This window comes from Vibrio sp. 1069 (assembly GCF_033340555.1).
Window position 1 is genome coordinate 122851 of the sequence record NZ_JAWOWP010000005.1, and the last position, 15330, is coordinate 138180.

A 15330-nucleotide genomic window follows, 5' to 3' on the forward strand; every position below is an offset into this window, starting at 1 on the left:
GTAACACAATGAAATTCAAGACTCGATTGGTCGCGGCTGCCTTAAGCGCAGTGTGGTTGTCAGGTTGTGGGTCGCTTATGCGTAGCGACTATCAAGCTCCTGAGGTGCAAGTGCCTGCAAATTGGCAACAGATGCATGTTGCGGGTGATGTCAGTATGGATCCTTGGTGGTTGGCGTTTAACGACCCAACTCTTAATCAATACATTACTCAGGTGTTGGCTCAAAATAACGATTTGACGCTGGCAACGCTAACGCTAAAGAAAGCGCGTTTACAGCTGGGTTTAGCGCAAGATGACCTTTTCCCTACGTTGAGTTCTTCCACATCAGGACAAGTTCAAAAATCTCTTGATAGCGGGGAATCGGCAGATAGTTACAGCACTAACTTATCCGTCAATTACGAGTTGGATTTATGGGGAAAAATCTCGGCAGACGTTGACCAAGCCAAGTGGTCGGCGATGGCAAGTCAACAAGATCGCGAGGCGACCGCACAAAGTTTGGTAGCAACGACGGCATCGCTATATTGGCAAATCGGCTATCTGCAACAGCGCTTAAACCTCAGCCAGCGTAATGTGGTAGACGCAGCTCAAACGCTACAATTGATTGAAAAACAGTACCAACTTGGCGCTGTGGATCAGTTAGATGTGCTTGAAGCCAAACGTACGTTGGCAAGCTTACAAGCGCAGCAAAGTGAGTTTGAACAGAGTTTACTTGAGGCAAACAACGCCTTTGCGATTTTGTTCAATCAACCGCCGAAGAGCATCAGTGCAAACATCCAAATGCTGCCTGAAGGCGATATGCCATCGTTGAGTGTTGGTGCTCCGTCTGATTTATTGATCCGCAGACCCGACATTAAAGCCGCGATTTATGACGTCAAAGCCGCGCTAGCAAATAAAGACGCAGCAGATTTGGACTACTTGCCTAAGCTGACGCTCACTGGGGCTTTGGGGGGATCGTCACAAGCGCTCAAAGACCTGCTTTCCAACCCGATCGGCAGTTTAGGTGCGGATATGACGCTACCGTTTTTGCAGTGGAATGAGATGAAAAACAGCCAAGCCATTGCCGATTTAGACTATCAATCGGCCATTGTGAGCTATCGCCAAGTGTTGTACGCCGCATTCCAAGATGTCGAAAATGCCTTGTCAGCACGCGAAAAATTGAAGTATCAGGCGGCGCGTTTACAAGAGCAATATGATGCCGCAAGTGCCGCTGAGTCCATTTATGCTGCGCGGTATCAGTATGGCTCGACGTCGATCATGGACTATTTGAATGCACAAGAAGACACCAGAAACGCGCAAGCTTCTTTGTTGGAAAACCGCTACAACCAGTTTCTCACTCAGGTTACGCTTTACCAGTCTTTAGGGGGAACCGACGTTGCGCCGTTGTAATTAGGGGTCAGCACACACTAGCGAAGCGCCATGCAACAAAGCTTTTTTTGAAGGTATTACTGGTCCCATGAATGGGACCAGTAATAAAAGCTTAAGTTACTTGGCGAACTTCTTGAAAGGTGCATCAACCGGGGTGTCTGCTAGGTGATTGGTGTAGTTACTCATCACTTTTTGCGCTAGACCAAGAACAATTTCAAGCAGTTGCTGCTGTCCGTAACCCGCCGCAAAGAATTTCTCTATCTGAGACTCTTCAACTACACCACGTTGGCGCACCATTTGAAGCGTTGTCTCTCGTAGTGTTTCAAGTTTTTCGTCTGCCAATGGTGTTTGGTTGACGAGAGCATCGACAATCTCCTGATCCACTTTCATTGACGCCGCGATCGCACTATGAGCAGGAACGCAGTAGTGACAACCATGTTCAACGTTGATGGTTTGCCATACGACGGTCAATTCTTCTGCGTTAAATGATGTTTGTTGAAAGAGCTCATGCACAACTTGATAACCCTCAAGCAAGGTTGGCGCTTCAGCCATAACAGCATGAAGATTTGGTAGCATGCCAAACGCTTTGACTGAATTTTCAATCAGGTGCTTTGATCCTTCGGGTGCGTTTTCTGCGGTATACAGTTTAAATTCTGCCATGTTTAAATCTCCTGTAATTGGATATGAGCGGATTAGGCAAGAACAGGATAGTTGATTTTGAGCGGTCGCTCAATATAAAATTGAGCATATGTTCAAAATTGATAATTGCTCATGGCGAATACAAAGAAATTCCAACGTGATGAAGTGGTGAAAGCCGCCTCGGATCTATTCTGGAAGAAAGGTTTTCATGCAACATCTACACGTGATTTACAAGATAGCGTTAATCTGCGTCCTGGAAGTATTTATGCGACGTTTGGGTCAAAAGAGGGGCTATATTGTGAAGCGCTAAAAATGTACGTTGCGAACTTACAAGCCCTGTTTGAGTTGCATTTAGCTCAGAACACAAAGGTTCTAGATGCAATAGAAGCTTTCGCGATTGATGTGGTTATCAATCAGCGAGACTCCAATCCCAGTGAAGTGTGCATGTTAGTCAAATCAGCAAGTGAATTTGCTGAGGATTTTAATGCGCTGCGCAATCAAACAAACAGCTTAGCAAGCCAATTTGAATCTTTTCTTGCAAAGCTGTTTGAGCGAGCAATCGAGAATGGCGAAATTGAAGCTCAGGATACATTGCTTCTTGCTCAGTTGTTCCAGGTTCAGTTTACGGGTATACGAGCCTACTCATACCGCAGTGATTATGTGACCTTAAAGACGTTGATCTCTATTATGGTGGACAGCTTCCGCGGTAACGTACCAAAAACAGAAAGCTGAATGAGGCTGCTCAAAGTCAACGTCTCTAAATCAACGGCTTGAACTAAGCGAGCTCAAATAAAACCGTTATCGGGGTTCGATATCGATAAAAAATGACCACGAAGCATCGTGGTCATTTTTATGCAGATTAATTTGCAATGAACAACAACGGCTTATTAAAAGCGAAACTCTTCTAAGTTATTGCTGCTTTCTAACATCTTTTCAGCCACATAACGATGCGTTGCTGTGGTTGGGTGAGTCACATCCCAGAACACGAACTTATCTGCGCCAGATGCTGCACATTCAGAACGTAATGAGTGAGTGTACATGTAGTCAACAGAGGATGAACGGTTGATGTCTAAGCAAGGGTCGCTTGCATTTACGAAACCGTGTTCTTCTGGTGCCGAGGTTAACTTCTCAAACAGTGCGTGTGTATCAAACAATGCGATGTTGTAGCCTTGGGCTTTGTAGTACATCGCTTGTGCTTTGATGAACTCGTTCATCTTCAATACTTTCGCACGAATCGTTTCAATTTCTTCCTGTGTTGAGTATTTGAACTGTGGTGCTTTGGTTGCATCTGGCAGTGTCATCAACATGAAGTTCTTCGCGCCAGCGTCTGTTAAACGAATCAGAGCTTCAGCGTAATCCGCTTTTACTTCCGGCACGCTACGGTTGTAGTTCATGAAATCATTTAAACCAAACTCTAACGTAAACAATGTGTTAGCAGGGTTGTAGTTCTTCGCCAGCTTTGTGTAGGTTAAGTAAGAAGAAACTTGTTCGCCGACACCAGTTAGCGCGATGTATTGGTTTTCACCTGCTGCGCCACCAACTGCCCAGTTGTATAGCGGTAAGTTTTTGGCTTTAGCAACGTATTCCGTCCAAACAAAACCGTTTGAGAAGTGACCCAAGAACCAGCTATTCGGGTTAGGGAAGCGCCATTGGGACGCGTTAAAGATGTTGCCTGTATCAGACAAGCTATCGCCCAAAGCCACTACCTTGTTGATTTGATCTGGTTGCATTGCAGCATCATTGCTCCAGATCGTGTGGTTATAAGAATAACGATTGTCGGCAGCAAAAAATGTAATGTCTGCGTTCTCGTTCGCTAGATCTAGTGTTTCTTCACAACGCTGGCGAATTACGTTTTGTGAGGTATTGGTGTAGAACATGTTTTTAAATGAAACAGAGCTCCACCAATAACCATCGATAGTGAAGTCACTACCATCTTGGTTTTTTGCCCATTTCCAATCGGTAGCCGCATCGTCCTTAGAGTGGCTCGTACGATACCAGCATCGAACGTACGTATAAGTTTGATTTTCTTGCGCGCTAACCACTTCAGCCGCAGAAACCATTGCTGGTGATAAAGTTGGCTCCTCTGCAATGGCGGAGGCAAGCGGAAGTAATGCAGTTAATAGTGTGATTGTTTTTTTCATCATTCACTCTTCTTGTAATGGTTATTGTTCCGAATGCGTGAATACGCTCGGCTATAACAGTATTTAGATGAGAATTTTTCTCACTAAACCTTCTAATTCTGAGTAAATGCTCAAGACAGTCAACAACTAAATATTCAATATTTCAGTTTTGGCACCACGGTCAAAAAATCCATTCAGCATAGCAATCGATTAAATGGGTGATATTTAGAATAATTACTCACTAACATTAATTTAACATTCACTTTTTGTTAATTAAGTAATTGCTTTATAAGGTTTTGTTGATGATTTTTAATGTTAACTTAAAGTGTTTATTGAATGATCTTTTGTACAAATTTGTATATTCATGAAACAAATTGTTTGGCATTTTTGCTCTGTAAACTATAGCTGAAGCTCTCATGCAAACATCATGATGATGACTTTTCATGAGAATATAGTGAATAAAAATTAGCTCAAATAAGGAATAGGGCAAATGCACTACACAACAAGTAAAAAACAAGGCTTATTTTCGTTGTCTGCCGTAGCAATAGCACTGACCACTTCGATGTCAGCGTTTGCGGCTCCACCAATGGGATTTGATGAATCTAAGTTACCGACGAAGTACATCGTCAAATTCAAAGAAGATGCAGTCAGCCGTTCTTCAATGGGTGGTAACTCATTCTGGGGGCCACGAATCGCGCAGGAGTCTGTTCTAGAACAGGTGAAGGCACGTAAGGTGGAAAAACTGGGTAATCGCGCCATTTACAGCGTTGAATTGGATGGCGATGACTTAGAGCCGCTTCGCAACCGTAGTGATGTGGAATACGTGGAAGTCGATCCACCTCGCTATTTGCTCAGCGAAACGACCCCATGGGGATATGAAGCGGTTAATGCTCAACTGCTAGCTGACTTCAATGCGGGTAATCGCACTGTATGTATTATCGATTCAGGGTACGACATTTCGCACAACGACCTAAGCGGTAACCGCGTTGCTGGTACTAACGATAGTGGTACGGGATCATGGAGTGATCCGGGTAACAACAATGCCCACGGTACTCACGTCGCGGGTACGATTGCTGCGATTGCCAACACCGAAGGTGTAAAGGGTGTGATGCCAAACCAGAATGTTAATTTGCACATCGTGAAAGTATTTAATGAATCGGGTTGGGGTTACTCATCTGGGCTTGTTAAAGCAATCCAGACCTGTGCCGATAATGGTGCTAACGTTGTGAACATGAGCCTTGGTGGTAGTCAATCAAGCCGAACTGAGCAAAATGCACTGCAAAATATTTACGATCAAGGCGTTCTATTGATCGCCGCTGCGGGTAATGATGGCAATACAGCGCACAGCTATCCAGCTTCTTATGACTCAGTGATGTCTGTTGCGGCTGTTGATAATCAAAATGATCATGCGGCGTTCTCACAATCTACTAATCAAGTTGAGATCTCAGGCCCGGGTGTGGCGATCTTATCAACGGTTACGGTAGGTGAAGGTAAACTTTCTGATATTACCTTGAATGGTGTAAGCCAGTTTGATCGTGGGATTGTTCCTCACAATCGTTTGATCAATAACGGTTCTTCGTATGTTCCGGATCCAATCGCTGGTTCAGTAACGGCAACGCTAGATAGCTGTGATGTATCTGGCGGTAACGTCAACTGTGGTGATATGTCGGGCAAAATTTGTTTGACTGAGCGTATTGGTAACCAGTCTTCAGGAAACTACCCTGAAGTGGATGCGGTTCAGGCTTGTTACAATGCGGGTGCGCGAGCTGCAATCGTATACAGCAACTCTGAACTACCTGGTTTACAAAACCCATTCTTGGTAGACACAAACAACGCTTATCGTATGGTTTCGGTAACGGTTGATCGTGCATTTGGTCAAGAGCTGTTGGGGTATGTTGGTCAGGAAATTACTGTTGCAACAACCTCTGGTGAAGATTACGAGTACTACAATGGTACATCAATGGCGACACCGCACGTAACGGGCGTAGCTGGCTTGGTGTGGAGTTACCACCCAACCTGTACAGCAGCGCAAGTACGTAATGCCCTAGTGAAAACTGCAACAGATATTGATGTTGCTGGTCGAGACAACCGTACTGGCCACGGCCTAGTTAATGCTGAAGCGGCTAAGCTGTTCTTGGACGCTGGCTGTAATGGACCTGATGGTGGTAGCTCTTCGGACTCTAGCTTCTCAAATACCAGCCCTGTTGCGATTCCAGATAATAAATCTTCTGGCGCAATCAGTGCAGTAGAAGTCGAACGCTCTGGTGATTCAGGCACAGTAAGTATTGACGTTGATATTAGCCACACTTACATCGGTGATCTACGAGTGACTTTAACGTCACCGACTGGTGGAGAAGTTGTACTTCACAATAATACCGGCGGCAGCGCTAACGATATAAAAAACACGTTCCAAGCGGATTTTTCTGGTTTTGAATCGCAAGGTACATGGGAACTAAAAGCGGTGGACAGTGCCAGAAGAGACACAGGCACCATCAACAGTTGGACTCTGACCTTTCAATAAGGAGTGGCTATGAAGAAGTTGACCTTACTTTCTTTGTCTGCGGTAGGCGCTACCGCACTATTGGCAATCGGACTGAGCTCAAGCAGCTTGGCAAACAATCAAGGATTTCCTCTCGTGGATGAACGCCAAGATCAAGCCGAGCAGCAACCTGCACGTTACTTTGTTAAGTATCATGAAGGGAAAGAGAGCGAAGTGAGAGCGCTTCTTCGTCAGCACAACATTGAAGTGGTCGACGCTCTGGTGAAACAACACGTCTTGGTTGTCGTGGGTGGACAGGCGGAAGTCGATAAACTCGCGGAACATGATGCGGTCGAATACACCGAGCAAGAGCCGACAAGAAAGCTGCTATCTAACGGAACTACGCTTCAATAAGCCAAACTTCCTTGAGATAGTGCCAAAAAGAAAAACGCCCCTCACGTAAGGGGCGTTTGTTTTCTTTCATGCTCCGGTTCTTCTAAAGTCAGTCGCTTGCTATGACTAGAGACTCTTTAGGATTGATGCCGATGAGCCTATTCCCGCATCAATCAAGTCAGTTATCAGCTAGTCATATTCAGACTAACTACTTAACGAACAATCAGACCCAGTAGGATACCAACGGCGCCGAAGTCTGCGTCACTAAAGGTCGTGTTAGCAAAGCCTAGGTCACCCAGTACTGGCATTAGGAATACTGGTAGGAAGGTAATCAGTAGACCTTGTGCAAAAGCACCCAAGATTGCACCGCGACGACCACCTGTAGCGTTACCAAATACACCTGCCGCTGCACCTACAAAGAAGTGTGGAACGACACCAGGGATAATCACAGTAAGCCCCATCACGTAAAGTAGGAACATACCCAAAAGACCCGCCGCAAAGCTCGATAGGAAGCCAACCAATACTGCGTTTGGTGCGTATGGGAATACAACCGGACAATCAAGCGCAGGTTTCGCGTTTGGTACTAGTTTGTCTGAGATGCCTTTAAACGCCGGAACGATTTCTGCGATAACCATACGTACACCTTGAAGGATAACGTACACACCACCGGCGAATGTGATGGATTGCATCAGCGCGAACATGAACCAGTGCTTACCACCGCTAACTTCGCGTACAAAGTCACCGCCAGCAAAGATACACGTCACCATAAAGATGATGCCCATGGTGAACGAGATTGCTACAGGCGTATCACGTAGGAACAACAAGCTCTTAGGTACGTTCATCTCTTCAGTAGAGTGTTCTTTGTTACCGAACTTGCTGCCAATAAAGCCCGCTAGTACGTAAGAAAGGGTAGAGAAGTGACCAATCGCAACGTCGTCAGAACCTGTTACTTGCTTCATGTACTTGTGAGCAATCGCAGGGAAGAACACCATCACAGAGCCCACAACCAGAGAGCCAAGCGCGATCAGTGGAACACCTTTCATGCCGCTAGAAGCAAGGATCGCCGCTACCATCATCGACATAAATAGCGTGTGGTGACCTGTTAGGAAGATGAATTTCCATGGCGTGAAGCGAGCGATCAAGATGTTCACTAACATACCGAAGAACATGATCATCGCCATCTCTTTACCAAACGCTTCTTGCGCGATAGAGACGATAGCTTCGTTGTTTGGAACCACGCCAGTGATGCCGAACGCGTGTTGGAAAATCGTCGCAAAGTCACCCAGAGAAGTTACAACCAGACCCGCACCCGCGCCAAGCACGATGAAACCAAGAATGGTTTTTACCGTGCCTTTAATGCACTCGGTGACCGGTTTTTTCTGGGCAATTAAGCCGATTAGGGCGATAAGACCTACCAGAACCGCTGGCTCTGATAGGACATCGTTCATTAAGAAACTGAAAAATTCCATAACGCCACCTTATAGAGCGCCAAGCTCTTGAAGTGCTACAGATAGACGCTCTTTCATTGCCACTTTGTCGACCATGTTATCAAGCGCAACGATGCGTGGTTCAACGCCAAGTGCGTTCAACTGTTCAACGATGTCGTTAGTACCGATGAATATGTCGCAATCCGTACCTTTTGCAGAACCTAGATCGATATGATCCACTTCTGCGTTTACATTCAATTCTTTCACGATGCCTTTGATGCTCATTTCCATCATTAGGCTAGTACCAAGACCGTGACCGCAAACAACCATAATTTTCATAATTCAGACCTTTTCTTTTTATAGGGGTGTATGCCCATTTTTTAAGGGCACATCAGGAGTTAGTATTTTTCGATGATCGCGAGAACATCTTGTGTGTTTTGAGCGGTGCAGATGGCTTCTACATGCTCTTCATTCATAAACAACTCAGCCAGTTTAGAAATCGCATCCACGTGCGAGTTACTGTCTGTCGCGGCTAGCGTAACCAGCATTTTCACTGGGTCGTTACCTTCAGAATCGAAGTTCACGCCGTTTTGAATCACTGTGATGGCAAGAGACAAACGGTTAACGCCATCTTCAGGGCGAGCGTGTGGCATTGCCATACCAGGACCTACCACGTAGTAAGGACCGAGCTCTTCGTGTGAGCGGTAAATAGCGTCCACGTAGCTTGGCTCAATCGCGCCATTTTCAATCAGTGCTTCACAGGATTTACTCACCGCATCTTTCCAGTCAGTAGCATCAGAATGGATGCGAATCACATCAGAGGTAATCAGTTCACGTAGCATTGGATCTTTCCGGTTTGTTGTTTTGTTGATGGGTACTTTATCGATCAATTTGTCAGAAAAACCTGAGAATGATCACAAATGGTAGCGCTATCTGATAGCGCTATCATAAATTGTGATAGCGCTACCATTTTTATCAGTCATCCGAGTTTCATATGCTTGTGATCGACTTCTAATGCGCTAATATCAAAACCACTAAAACGCTGTGGTAAGATGTCGCGGCAGAAAATAGAGAACACTAAATAAAAACAATGAGCGAACCTCGCAAACGAAGAAGTACTGGCAATGTCACCTTGGCGGACGTCGCTAAAAAAGCCGGCGTAGGCACCATGACGGTGTCGAGAGCATTACGAACGCCCGAGCTAGTATCTGACAAGCTGAGAGAAAAGATTCAACAAGTGGTTGATGAGCTCGGCTATATCCCGAATAAAGCGGCAGGGGCTTTAGCGTCTGCTGAAAGTTACTCCATCGCTCTTATCATTCCTTCCCTGTTTGAAAAAGCGTGCGCGCTTTTCTTACCGAGCTTTCAACAAGCGTTGAACAAAGCGGGTTATCAGTTGCTGCTTGGCTACAGTGATTACTCGGTAGAGCAAGAAGAGAAACTGCTTTCGACATTTCTTGAGAGCCGCCCAGCGGGAGTGGTGTTGTTTGGTAATGAACACAGCCAGCGAACCAATCAGCTTTTGGAAGCCTCGAACACGCCAGTATTGGAAATTGCAGAGTTAAGTTCGAAAGCCAGTTATCTCAATATCGGCGTTGACCATTTTGAGGTGGGTAAAGCCTGTACCAAGCATGTGATTGAACAAGGCTTCAAGAACGTGGGCTTCATTGGTGCGCGTGGCGATCACTCCACTTTGCAACGTAAGCTACACGGCTGGCAAAGCGCGATGATTGAGAACTATCTTGCGCCGGATCATTTCTTAACCACGCACGAAGCACCATCTTCACAATTGGGTGCGGAAGGGTTGGCAAAGCTATTGCTGCGCGATTCAAGTTTGAATGCTTTGGTATGTAGCCATGAAGAGATTGCGATTGGCGCGTTGTTTGAGTGTCACCGCCGAGTGCTGAAAGTCCCGACCGACATTGCGATTATCTGTTTGGAAGGTTCTTCCATGGGTGAGCACGCCTATCCAAGTTTGACCTGTGCGGAATTCGACTACGAACGCATGGGGACGAAAGCTGCAGACAAGTTACTGCAAGCCATTAAAGGTGAGCCTGTAGAGCACGCAACGGACATGGGCTTTAAGCTAAAACGCCGAGCGAGTACTGCGATCAACTAATTTGATTTGGTTAGAAACAAAACGCGATACAAAAAACCTCTCAATGCCGAGAGGTTTTTTTATGCGTGAGAATAGTGACTATCGGCTAAGGACGCTCACCTGCTGCTAGGCGACGTTCGATATCTGCAACCACTTCTGGGAAGTCAGCAATGGTGTCGATGAGGTAATGCGGCGAGCTCTTTAGCAATTTTGCACGCGCTTTTTCACGAGCGGCATTAAGTGTTGCTTCGTCCGCGGCTTGGTATTCTTCAAACGTTAGACCTGCTTCGTTACCAGAAAGTAATAGACCAACGGTCCACATACCAGCGTTATGACCTTCATCGATGCCCGGTGCGGCGTCATCCACTTTGATGCACGTATTAACGTCCGTTACATTCAGCTCAATCACGTTTTTCAGTGCCATAAATGGTGCTGGGCGACCACCTTGCGGCAGGTCATCCGTTGCTACTACGTAATCCGGTTTGTAGCCGTAATCCGCTGCCACTGGAATCAGTACGTCCATCACTTCGCGAGGGTAACCAGAACAAGAACCGATCTTGATGCCTTTGTCTTTCAGACCGTTCACAACTTCAATCGCATTAAGGATTGGGTCTGCATGGTCAGCCACTTTTGCTTTTTGTAGAGGCATGAATGCTGCGTAGATAGCGTCGATGTCTTCGCTGGTCATTGAGCGACCAAACTTCTCATTCCAACGCTTATCAACCGCAGGGATGCGACCCACCGCTTGGATGTGATCCCACTTACCAAGCCCCATTGGTTCGCGCGCTTCTTCAAGGTCGATTTCGAAATCAAATCCTTGCTTGAACGCTTCCACAAAGATGCTGGTTGGCGCGAAAGAGCCGAAATCGACGATAGTGCCAGCCCAGTCAAAGATCACTGCTTGAATTGGTGAGTTGCTCATGTTCAATCCTTTTTCTTGCTTGCCAGAGCGCTTGCCTACACGTTGGAACTGCGCTCAGGATAAATTGGTTTTTGTTGAGGTTAGAAGTAGTTAAAGTCTTTGCATACTTTGGCGATGGCTTCTTCGAATATCGCCAACGCTTCTGTCAGTTGTTCGCGAGTAATGATCAGCGGTGGGCTGAGTTGAATCACGTTACCTTGCGATACTTTGAAGCTCACGCCGTTGTTGAGGCATTGGTACAGCACAGCTTCCGCTTCGTCATACGCGCGTGCTTTGCTTTCGTGGTCAGTGACCAGTTCAATGCCCCACAACATGCCGATGCCACGCACATCACCAATCACTGGGTATTTGGCTTTCATCTCTAGCAGCTTTTCACGCATGAACTGGCTGTCAGCTTTGGCTTTATCTAGCAAGCCGTCTTGCTCAATGGCTTCCATGGTTGCCAGTGCCGCAGCACAACCGATAGGGCTTTTCTCATGAGTGTAATGACCCATGGAGATTTGCTCGGCGGTGTTGTACTTGTCTTTGGTGACCATGGCTGCGATAGGTACTAAGCCACCACCCAAGCCTTTACCGATGCAGAGCATATCTGGCTCGATGTTGTAGGCTTGGTAGGTAAACCATTCTCCGCTGCGACCCATGCCATTCGGGATGTCGTCGATGATCAACATGACATTGTGTTTGTCACAGATTTCTCGAATGCGTTTCCAGTAGGCTTTACTCGGCACTTGAACATCCGTGTTGCGAACCGCTTCTGCGATAAATGCGCCCACGCCGCCTTCTTTCTCAATCACGTATTCGAGGTAATCGGCGTAATGCACGTCGCTGCCGTCCTCTACTGGGAAAGCACCACGGTAAGATACGGCTGGTGGGATGCGTTCAACACCTGCCATTAATGGTCCCATGCCTTGGCGGAAACACGCTTCGCCACCCACTGAGATGGCATCCAACGATGCACCGTGGAAGGAGTCCCACAACGACACCACCTTGTAGTTGCCCGTGATGTGGCGCGCTAGTTTAAGTGCCATGCCAACCGCAGATGTGCCACCTGGAGCAAACAGCACACGATTCAATTCACCGCCACAGATTTGGGTGAGCTTTTCGGCACATTCAATCGCGGTCTCGTTGGTAAAACGACGTGGTGAAAACGGCAGTTTGGCAATTTGCTCTTGCACGCGTTTCATCACATGCGGGTGACCGTAGCCCAACTGGTGGACGTTATTGCCATGGAAATCCATGTACTTTTTGCCGGTAGCATCTTGGATGTAGATGCCTTCTGCTGCTTCCAAGGTATCTAAGCAAGGCGTTGACATGGCTTGATGAAGAAAGACCTCCGAATCACGCTTCAACAAAGCTTGCGTGCGTTCGTCGTCCATCGATGCATTCCAAGCTTGGCGCGCTGGTGTCGTGTTGACATCACCTTCGCTGCGGAAATGGGTCGGTTTGATATTCTGAGTCATAACGCTCTCTCAATCAGAAGGCTGCTTTAAGCAACTTGCCAGTACATGGCTTTTTCAATCGCACCGATTAAGCGCTCGATATCTGCTGGGTAAACTTCGCCAATGTTGCCGATACGGAAGCAATCTGCGTTCGATACCTTACCCGGATAAATCACAAAACCTTGCTCTTTTAAACGTGTGTAGAACGCTTTGAACTGGTAATCACTGTGCGTCGGAGAGTAGAAAGAAGTGATGATTGGCGAATGAAGGTCATCACTCAGTAGTGGTTCGAACCCCAGAGAACGCATTCCTGCAACCAGTGTTTTCTGGTTAGTTTGGTAACGGTGATGACGAGCCTCAATGCCGCCTTCTTGTTCCAGTTCTAGCAATGCTTGATAGAAAGCGCGAACTGTGTGCGTTGGAGACGTGAAACGCCATTTGCCGTGGTTCACTTCCATACAGTGCCACTGGTCGTAAAGATCAAGGCTCAAAGAACGCGCCTGACCTTGGCACTTTTCTAGCTCAGTTTGTTTCGCAATCACAAAGCCAAAACCCGGTACGCCTTGAATACATTTGTTTGCAGAGCTGATCATAAAATCGATGCCTAGCTCTGCGATATCGATAGGAATGCCACCAAAGCTCGACATGGCATCGAGAATCACGACTTTACCGTGTGCTTTTGCCGCAGAAGCAAATGCCTCAATTGGATTCAGCATGCCAGTGGTTGTCTCACAGTGAACAATCGCCACGTGTGTGATCGCAGGATCCGATGCCAATGCAGTTTCCACCTCGTTCAAGTGTGGCTGTGATGTTTCGCCTGGGGAAACTACATGGCATGGAATATTTAGGTAATCAGCGATCTGAGCGATACGCGCACCGTAAGCACCGTTGTCGACAACCAACAATTTTCCATCTTTGCCAATGGCACTGCCAATCGTTGCTTCGACTGATGCGGTGCCGCTACCTTGCATTAGTACGCTGGTGTAGCCGTCTTGCTCCGTCGCCAGTTTTACAAGCTTAGTGCGGATCACTTCTACAATGTCTTTGTTGTATTCATCATCCCAAGTACACCAGTCTTTTAGCATGGCTTCACGTACTGTTTCAGAAGTAGATAGAGGACCTGGAGTCAGTAGTAGGTATTCGTTTTTCATCTCGATTTCCATCAGAATAGGCTAATTGGTCTACACCAAATTTCAAGTTCACTCTAGCGAGGAAGAAAAGGGCAGTAAATAGGCGAATCTCCAATTTCATAAAACTTTAATATCCAGAAAATGGCGGATCAATTGAACGATTATTCATCGATAATTTTCGTAAAACTGCCATTTAATGGTCATGAATTCGTCACAAAGGCTCAGTAGGGTGTATATCGTCAACTGGTACAGACCAAATGAAAACTTAGCCAAATTAACTGGAGAAAATGATGAAAAACCGTTTGATGAAAGGATCGCTGGCTGCACTTGTCTCTCTGCTAGCTACGAATGCAATGGCAGCACAGGAAGTCACGGTTTACACCGCTTTCGAAACTGACATTCTTGCGAAATACAAGTCTGCGTTTGAGAAAGATAACCCAGATATCAAGATTAAGTGGGTTCGCGATTCCACCGGTATCATGACGGCGAAATTGCTGGCAGAAAAGAACAACCCTCAAGCGGAAGTGGTTTGGGGTCTTGCTGGCTCGTCAATGGCACTGCTTAAAGATGAGGGTCTTCTTAAGCCTTACACACCAAAAGGTTTGGAAGAGCTGCACGCGAACCTAAACGACCCTCAATCAAACCAAGCTTGGTTCGGTAACGATGCGTTCTTTAACGCAGTTTGTTTCAACGAAGCGGTAGCGAAACAACTTAACCTACCGAAACCAACGTCTTGGGAAGACCTAACGAAGCCGGTTTACAAAGGTCACATTGCAATGCCGAACCCAGCGTCTTCAGGCACTGGCTACATGCAGGTTTCTGCTTGGCTACAAAACATGGGTGAAGATCAGGCATGGAACTACATGCGTGACCTAGATAAGAACATTGCACACTACACGCACTCTGGCTCTAAGCCATGTGTTCAAGCGGGTATGGGTGAAGTGGCTATCGGTATTTCGATGGCAAGCCGCGGCGCGAAGTTGAAAACACAAGGCGCGCCACTAGCGGTGATCACACCAAAAGGCATCGGTTGGGAATCAGAAGCCGTTGGTCTAGTAAAAGAGTCGGATGCAGCGAAACGTGTTGTCGACTGGTCAATCTCTAAAGCGGCAAACGAGCTTTACGTAGAAATGTACCCAGTGGTTGCACATAAAGAAGTGAAAGCTACTGTGTCTAACTTCCCTAATGTTCAAGAGAACATGGCGAAGATGGACTTTGCGCAAATGGGTAGTAAGCGTGCAGAGATTCTAACGGCATGGTCTGAGAAATTTGACGCGAAATCAGAGCCAAAATCATAAGGGTTACGACAAATCCGATTG

The 15330-nt window shown here is 46.6% G+C and carries 14 protein-coding genes; 6 read left to right on the forward strand and 8 right to left on the reverse strand.

From position 1 onward, the window contains the following. Positions 1–8 precede the first annotated feature (8 nt). On the forward strand, positions 9–1385 hold the full coding sequence (locus tag R7040_RS10505) for an efflux transporter outer membrane subunit (RefSeq protein ID WP_172563703.1): 1377 nt from the start codon (positions 9–11) through the stop codon (positions 1383–1385). Positions 1386–1481: 96 nt separating this feature from the next. On the opposite strand, the gene R7040_RS10510 is transcribed toward R7040_RS10505, so the two are convergent. Beyond that, positions 1482–2024, reverse strand: coding sequence for a carboxymuconolactone decarboxylase family protein (locus R7040_RS10510; RefSeq protein WP_005374097.1), 543 nt, complete (start codon positions 2022–2024; stop codon positions 1482–1484). 111 nt (positions 2025–2135) lie between these two features. Between R7040_RS10510 and R7040_RS10515 the strand changes: the two genes are divergently transcribed. Beyond that, positions 2136–2735, forward strand: coding sequence for a TetR/AcrR family transcriptional regulator (locus R7040_RS10515; protein WP_172563704.1), 600 nt, complete (start codon positions 2136–2138; stop codon positions 2733–2735). 155 nt (positions 2736–2890) lie between these two features. Here R7040_RS10515 and R7040_RS10520 read toward each other — a convergent pair whose 3' ends face one another. Then, the gene (locus R7040_RS10520) at positions 2891–4147 is read right to left on the reverse strand and encodes a type 2 secretion system lipase (protein ID WP_017819748.1); all 1257 of its coding nucleotides are present in this window, start codon (positions 4145–4147) and stop codon (positions 2891–2893) included. A gap of 466 nt (positions 4148–4613) precedes the next feature. Between R7040_RS10520 and R7040_RS10525 the strand changes: the two genes are divergently transcribed. Both R7040_RS10525 and R7040_RS10530 read left to right on the forward strand, forming a co-directional pair. After that, positions 4614–6644 carry a S8 family serine peptidase gene (locus R7040_RS10525; protein ID WP_318081311.1) on the forward strand — a complete coding sequence of 677 codons (2031 nt, stop codon included), beginning with the start codon at positions 4614–4616 and terminating at the stop codon, positions 6642–6644. 9 nt (positions 6645–6653) lie between these two features. Beyond that, positions 6654–7016 carry an ATPase gene (locus tag R7040_RS10530; RefSeq protein WP_213967474.1) on the forward strand — a complete coding sequence of 121 codons (363 nt, stop codon included), beginning with the start codon at positions 6654–6656 and terminating at the stop codon, positions 7014–7016. A gap of 191 nt (positions 7017–7207) precedes the next feature. On the opposite strand, the gene R7040_RS10535 is transcribed toward R7040_RS10530, so the two are convergent. Genes R7040_RS10535 through R7040_RS10545 form a run of 3 tightly spaced genes read right to left on the reverse strand, consistent with a single transcriptional unit; the run spans position 7208 to position 9264 of the window. Beyond that, positions 7208–8464: a PTS ascorbate transporter subunit IIC gene (locus R7040_RS10535; protein ID WP_005384349.1), complete on the reverse strand. Its 1257-nt coding sequence runs from the start codon at positions 8462–8464 to the stop codon at positions 7208–7210. A 9-nt stretch (positions 8465–8473) separates the two neighbouring features. Further along, positions 8474–8761, reverse strand: coding sequence for a PTS sugar transporter subunit IIB (locus R7040_RS10540; protein WP_005374080.1), 288 nt, complete (start codon positions 8759–8761; stop codon positions 8474–8476). A 59-nt stretch (positions 8762–8820) separates the two neighbouring features. Beyond that, complete coding sequence (locus tag R7040_RS10545; protein ID WP_005384357.1) at positions 8821–9264, reverse strand: PTS sugar transporter subunit IIA; 444 nt, start codon at positions 9262–9264, stop codon at positions 8821–8823. 248 nt (positions 9265–9512) lie between these two features. On the opposite strand from R7040_RS10545, the gene R7040_RS10550 reads away from it, so the two are divergent. Then, complete coding sequence (locus tag R7040_RS10550) at positions 9513–10541, forward strand: LacI family DNA-binding transcriptional regulator (RefSeq protein WP_005442357.1); 1029 nt, start codon at positions 9513–9515, stop codon at positions 10539–10541. Positions 10542–10626: 85 nt separating this feature from the next. Here the strand turns inward: R7040_RS10550 and phnX are convergent, their stop codons facing one another. The 3 genes from phnX to phnW form a co-directional block, all read right to left on the reverse strand. Then, positions 10627–11442 (reverse strand): phosphonoacetaldehyde hydrolase, encoded by an 816-nt coding sequence (gene phnX / locus R7040_RS10555; protein ID WP_213967473.1) that lies wholly within the window; start codon positions 11440–11442, stop codon positions 10627–10629. 80 nt (positions 11443–11522) lie between these two features. Continuing rightward, on the reverse strand, positions 11523–12902 hold the full coding sequence (locus R7040_RS10560) for an aspartate aminotransferase family protein (RefSeq protein WP_213895815.1): 1380 nt from the start codon (positions 12900–12902) through the stop codon (positions 11523–11525). 26 nt (positions 12903–12928) lie between these two features. Further along, the gene (gene phnW / locus R7040_RS10565) at positions 12929–14032 is read right to left on the reverse strand and encodes a 2-aminoethylphosphonate--pyruvate transaminase (RefSeq protein WP_045457715.1); all 1104 of its coding nucleotides are present in this window, start codon (positions 14030–14032) and stop codon (positions 12929–12931) included. 266 nt (positions 14033–14298) lie between these two features. Here phnW and R7040_RS10570 point away from each other — a divergent pair, with 266 nt between their 5' ends. Further along, positions 14299–15309 carry a putative 2-aminoethylphosphonate ABC transporter substrate-binding protein gene (locus R7040_RS10570; protein WP_171342663.1) on the forward strand — a complete coding sequence of 337 codons (1011 nt, stop codon included), beginning with the start codon at positions 14299–14301 and terminating at the stop codon, positions 15307–15309. Positions 15310–15330: the final 21 nt, after the last annotated feature.

What these genes read in the sequence shown, in the direction of transcription:
- R7040_RS10505 (WP_172563703.1), top strand. Translation starts at nt 9, where the DNA reads ATGAAATTCAAGACTCGATTGGTCGCGGCTGCCTTAAGCGCAGTGTGG.
- R7040_RS10510 (WP_005374097.1), bottom strand. Translation starts at nt 2,024, where the DNA reads ATGGCAGAATTTAAACTGTATACCGCAGAAAACGCACCCGAAGGATCA.
- R7040_RS10515 (WP_172563704.1), top strand. Translation starts at nt 2,136, where the DNA reads ATGGCGAATACAAAGAAATTCCAACGTGATGAAGTGGTGAAAGCCGCC.
- R7040_RS10520 (WP_017819748.1), bottom strand. Translation starts at nt 4,147, where the DNA reads ATGATGAAAAAAACAATCACACTATTAACTGCATTACTTCCGCTTGCC.
- R7040_RS10525 (WP_318081311.1), top strand. Translation starts at nt 4,614, where the DNA reads ATGCACTACACAACAAGTAAAAAACAAGGCTTATTTTCGTTGTCTGCC.
- R7040_RS10530 (WP_213967474.1), top strand. Translation starts at nt 6,654, where the DNA reads ATGAAGAAGTTGACCTTACTTTCTTTGTCTGCGGTAGGCGCTACCGCA.
- R7040_RS10535 (WP_005384349.1), bottom strand. Translation starts at nt 8,464, where the DNA reads ATGGAATTTTTCAGTTTCTTAATGAACGATGTCCTATCAGAGCCAGCG.
- R7040_RS10540 (WP_005374080.1), bottom strand. Translation starts at nt 8,761, where the DNA reads ATGAAAATTATGGTTGTTTGCGGTCACGGTCTTGGTACTAGCCTAATG.
- R7040_RS10545 (WP_005384357.1), bottom strand. Translation starts at nt 9,264, where the DNA reads ATGCTACGTGAACTGATTACCTCTGATGTGATTCGCATCCATTCTGAT.
- R7040_RS10550 (WP_005442357.1), top strand. Translation starts at nt 9,513, where the DNA reads ATGAGCGAACCTCGCAAACGAAGAAGTACTGGCAATGTCACCTTGGCG.
- phnX (WP_213967473.1), bottom strand. Translation starts at nt 11,442, where the DNA reads ATGAGCAACTCACCAATTCAAGCAGTGATCTTTGACTGGGCTGGCACT.
- R7040_RS10560 (WP_213895815.1), bottom strand. Translation starts at nt 12,902, where the DNA reads ATGACTCAGAATATCAAACCGACCCATTTCCGCAGCGAAGGTGATGTC.
- phnW (WP_045457715.1), bottom strand. Translation starts at nt 14,032, where the DNA reads ATGAAAAACGAATACCTACTACTGACTCCAGGTCCTCTATCTACTTCT.
- R7040_RS10570 (WP_171342663.1), top strand. Translation starts at nt 14,299, where the DNA reads ATGATGAAAAACCGTTTGATGAAAGGATCGCTGGCTGCACTTGTCTCT.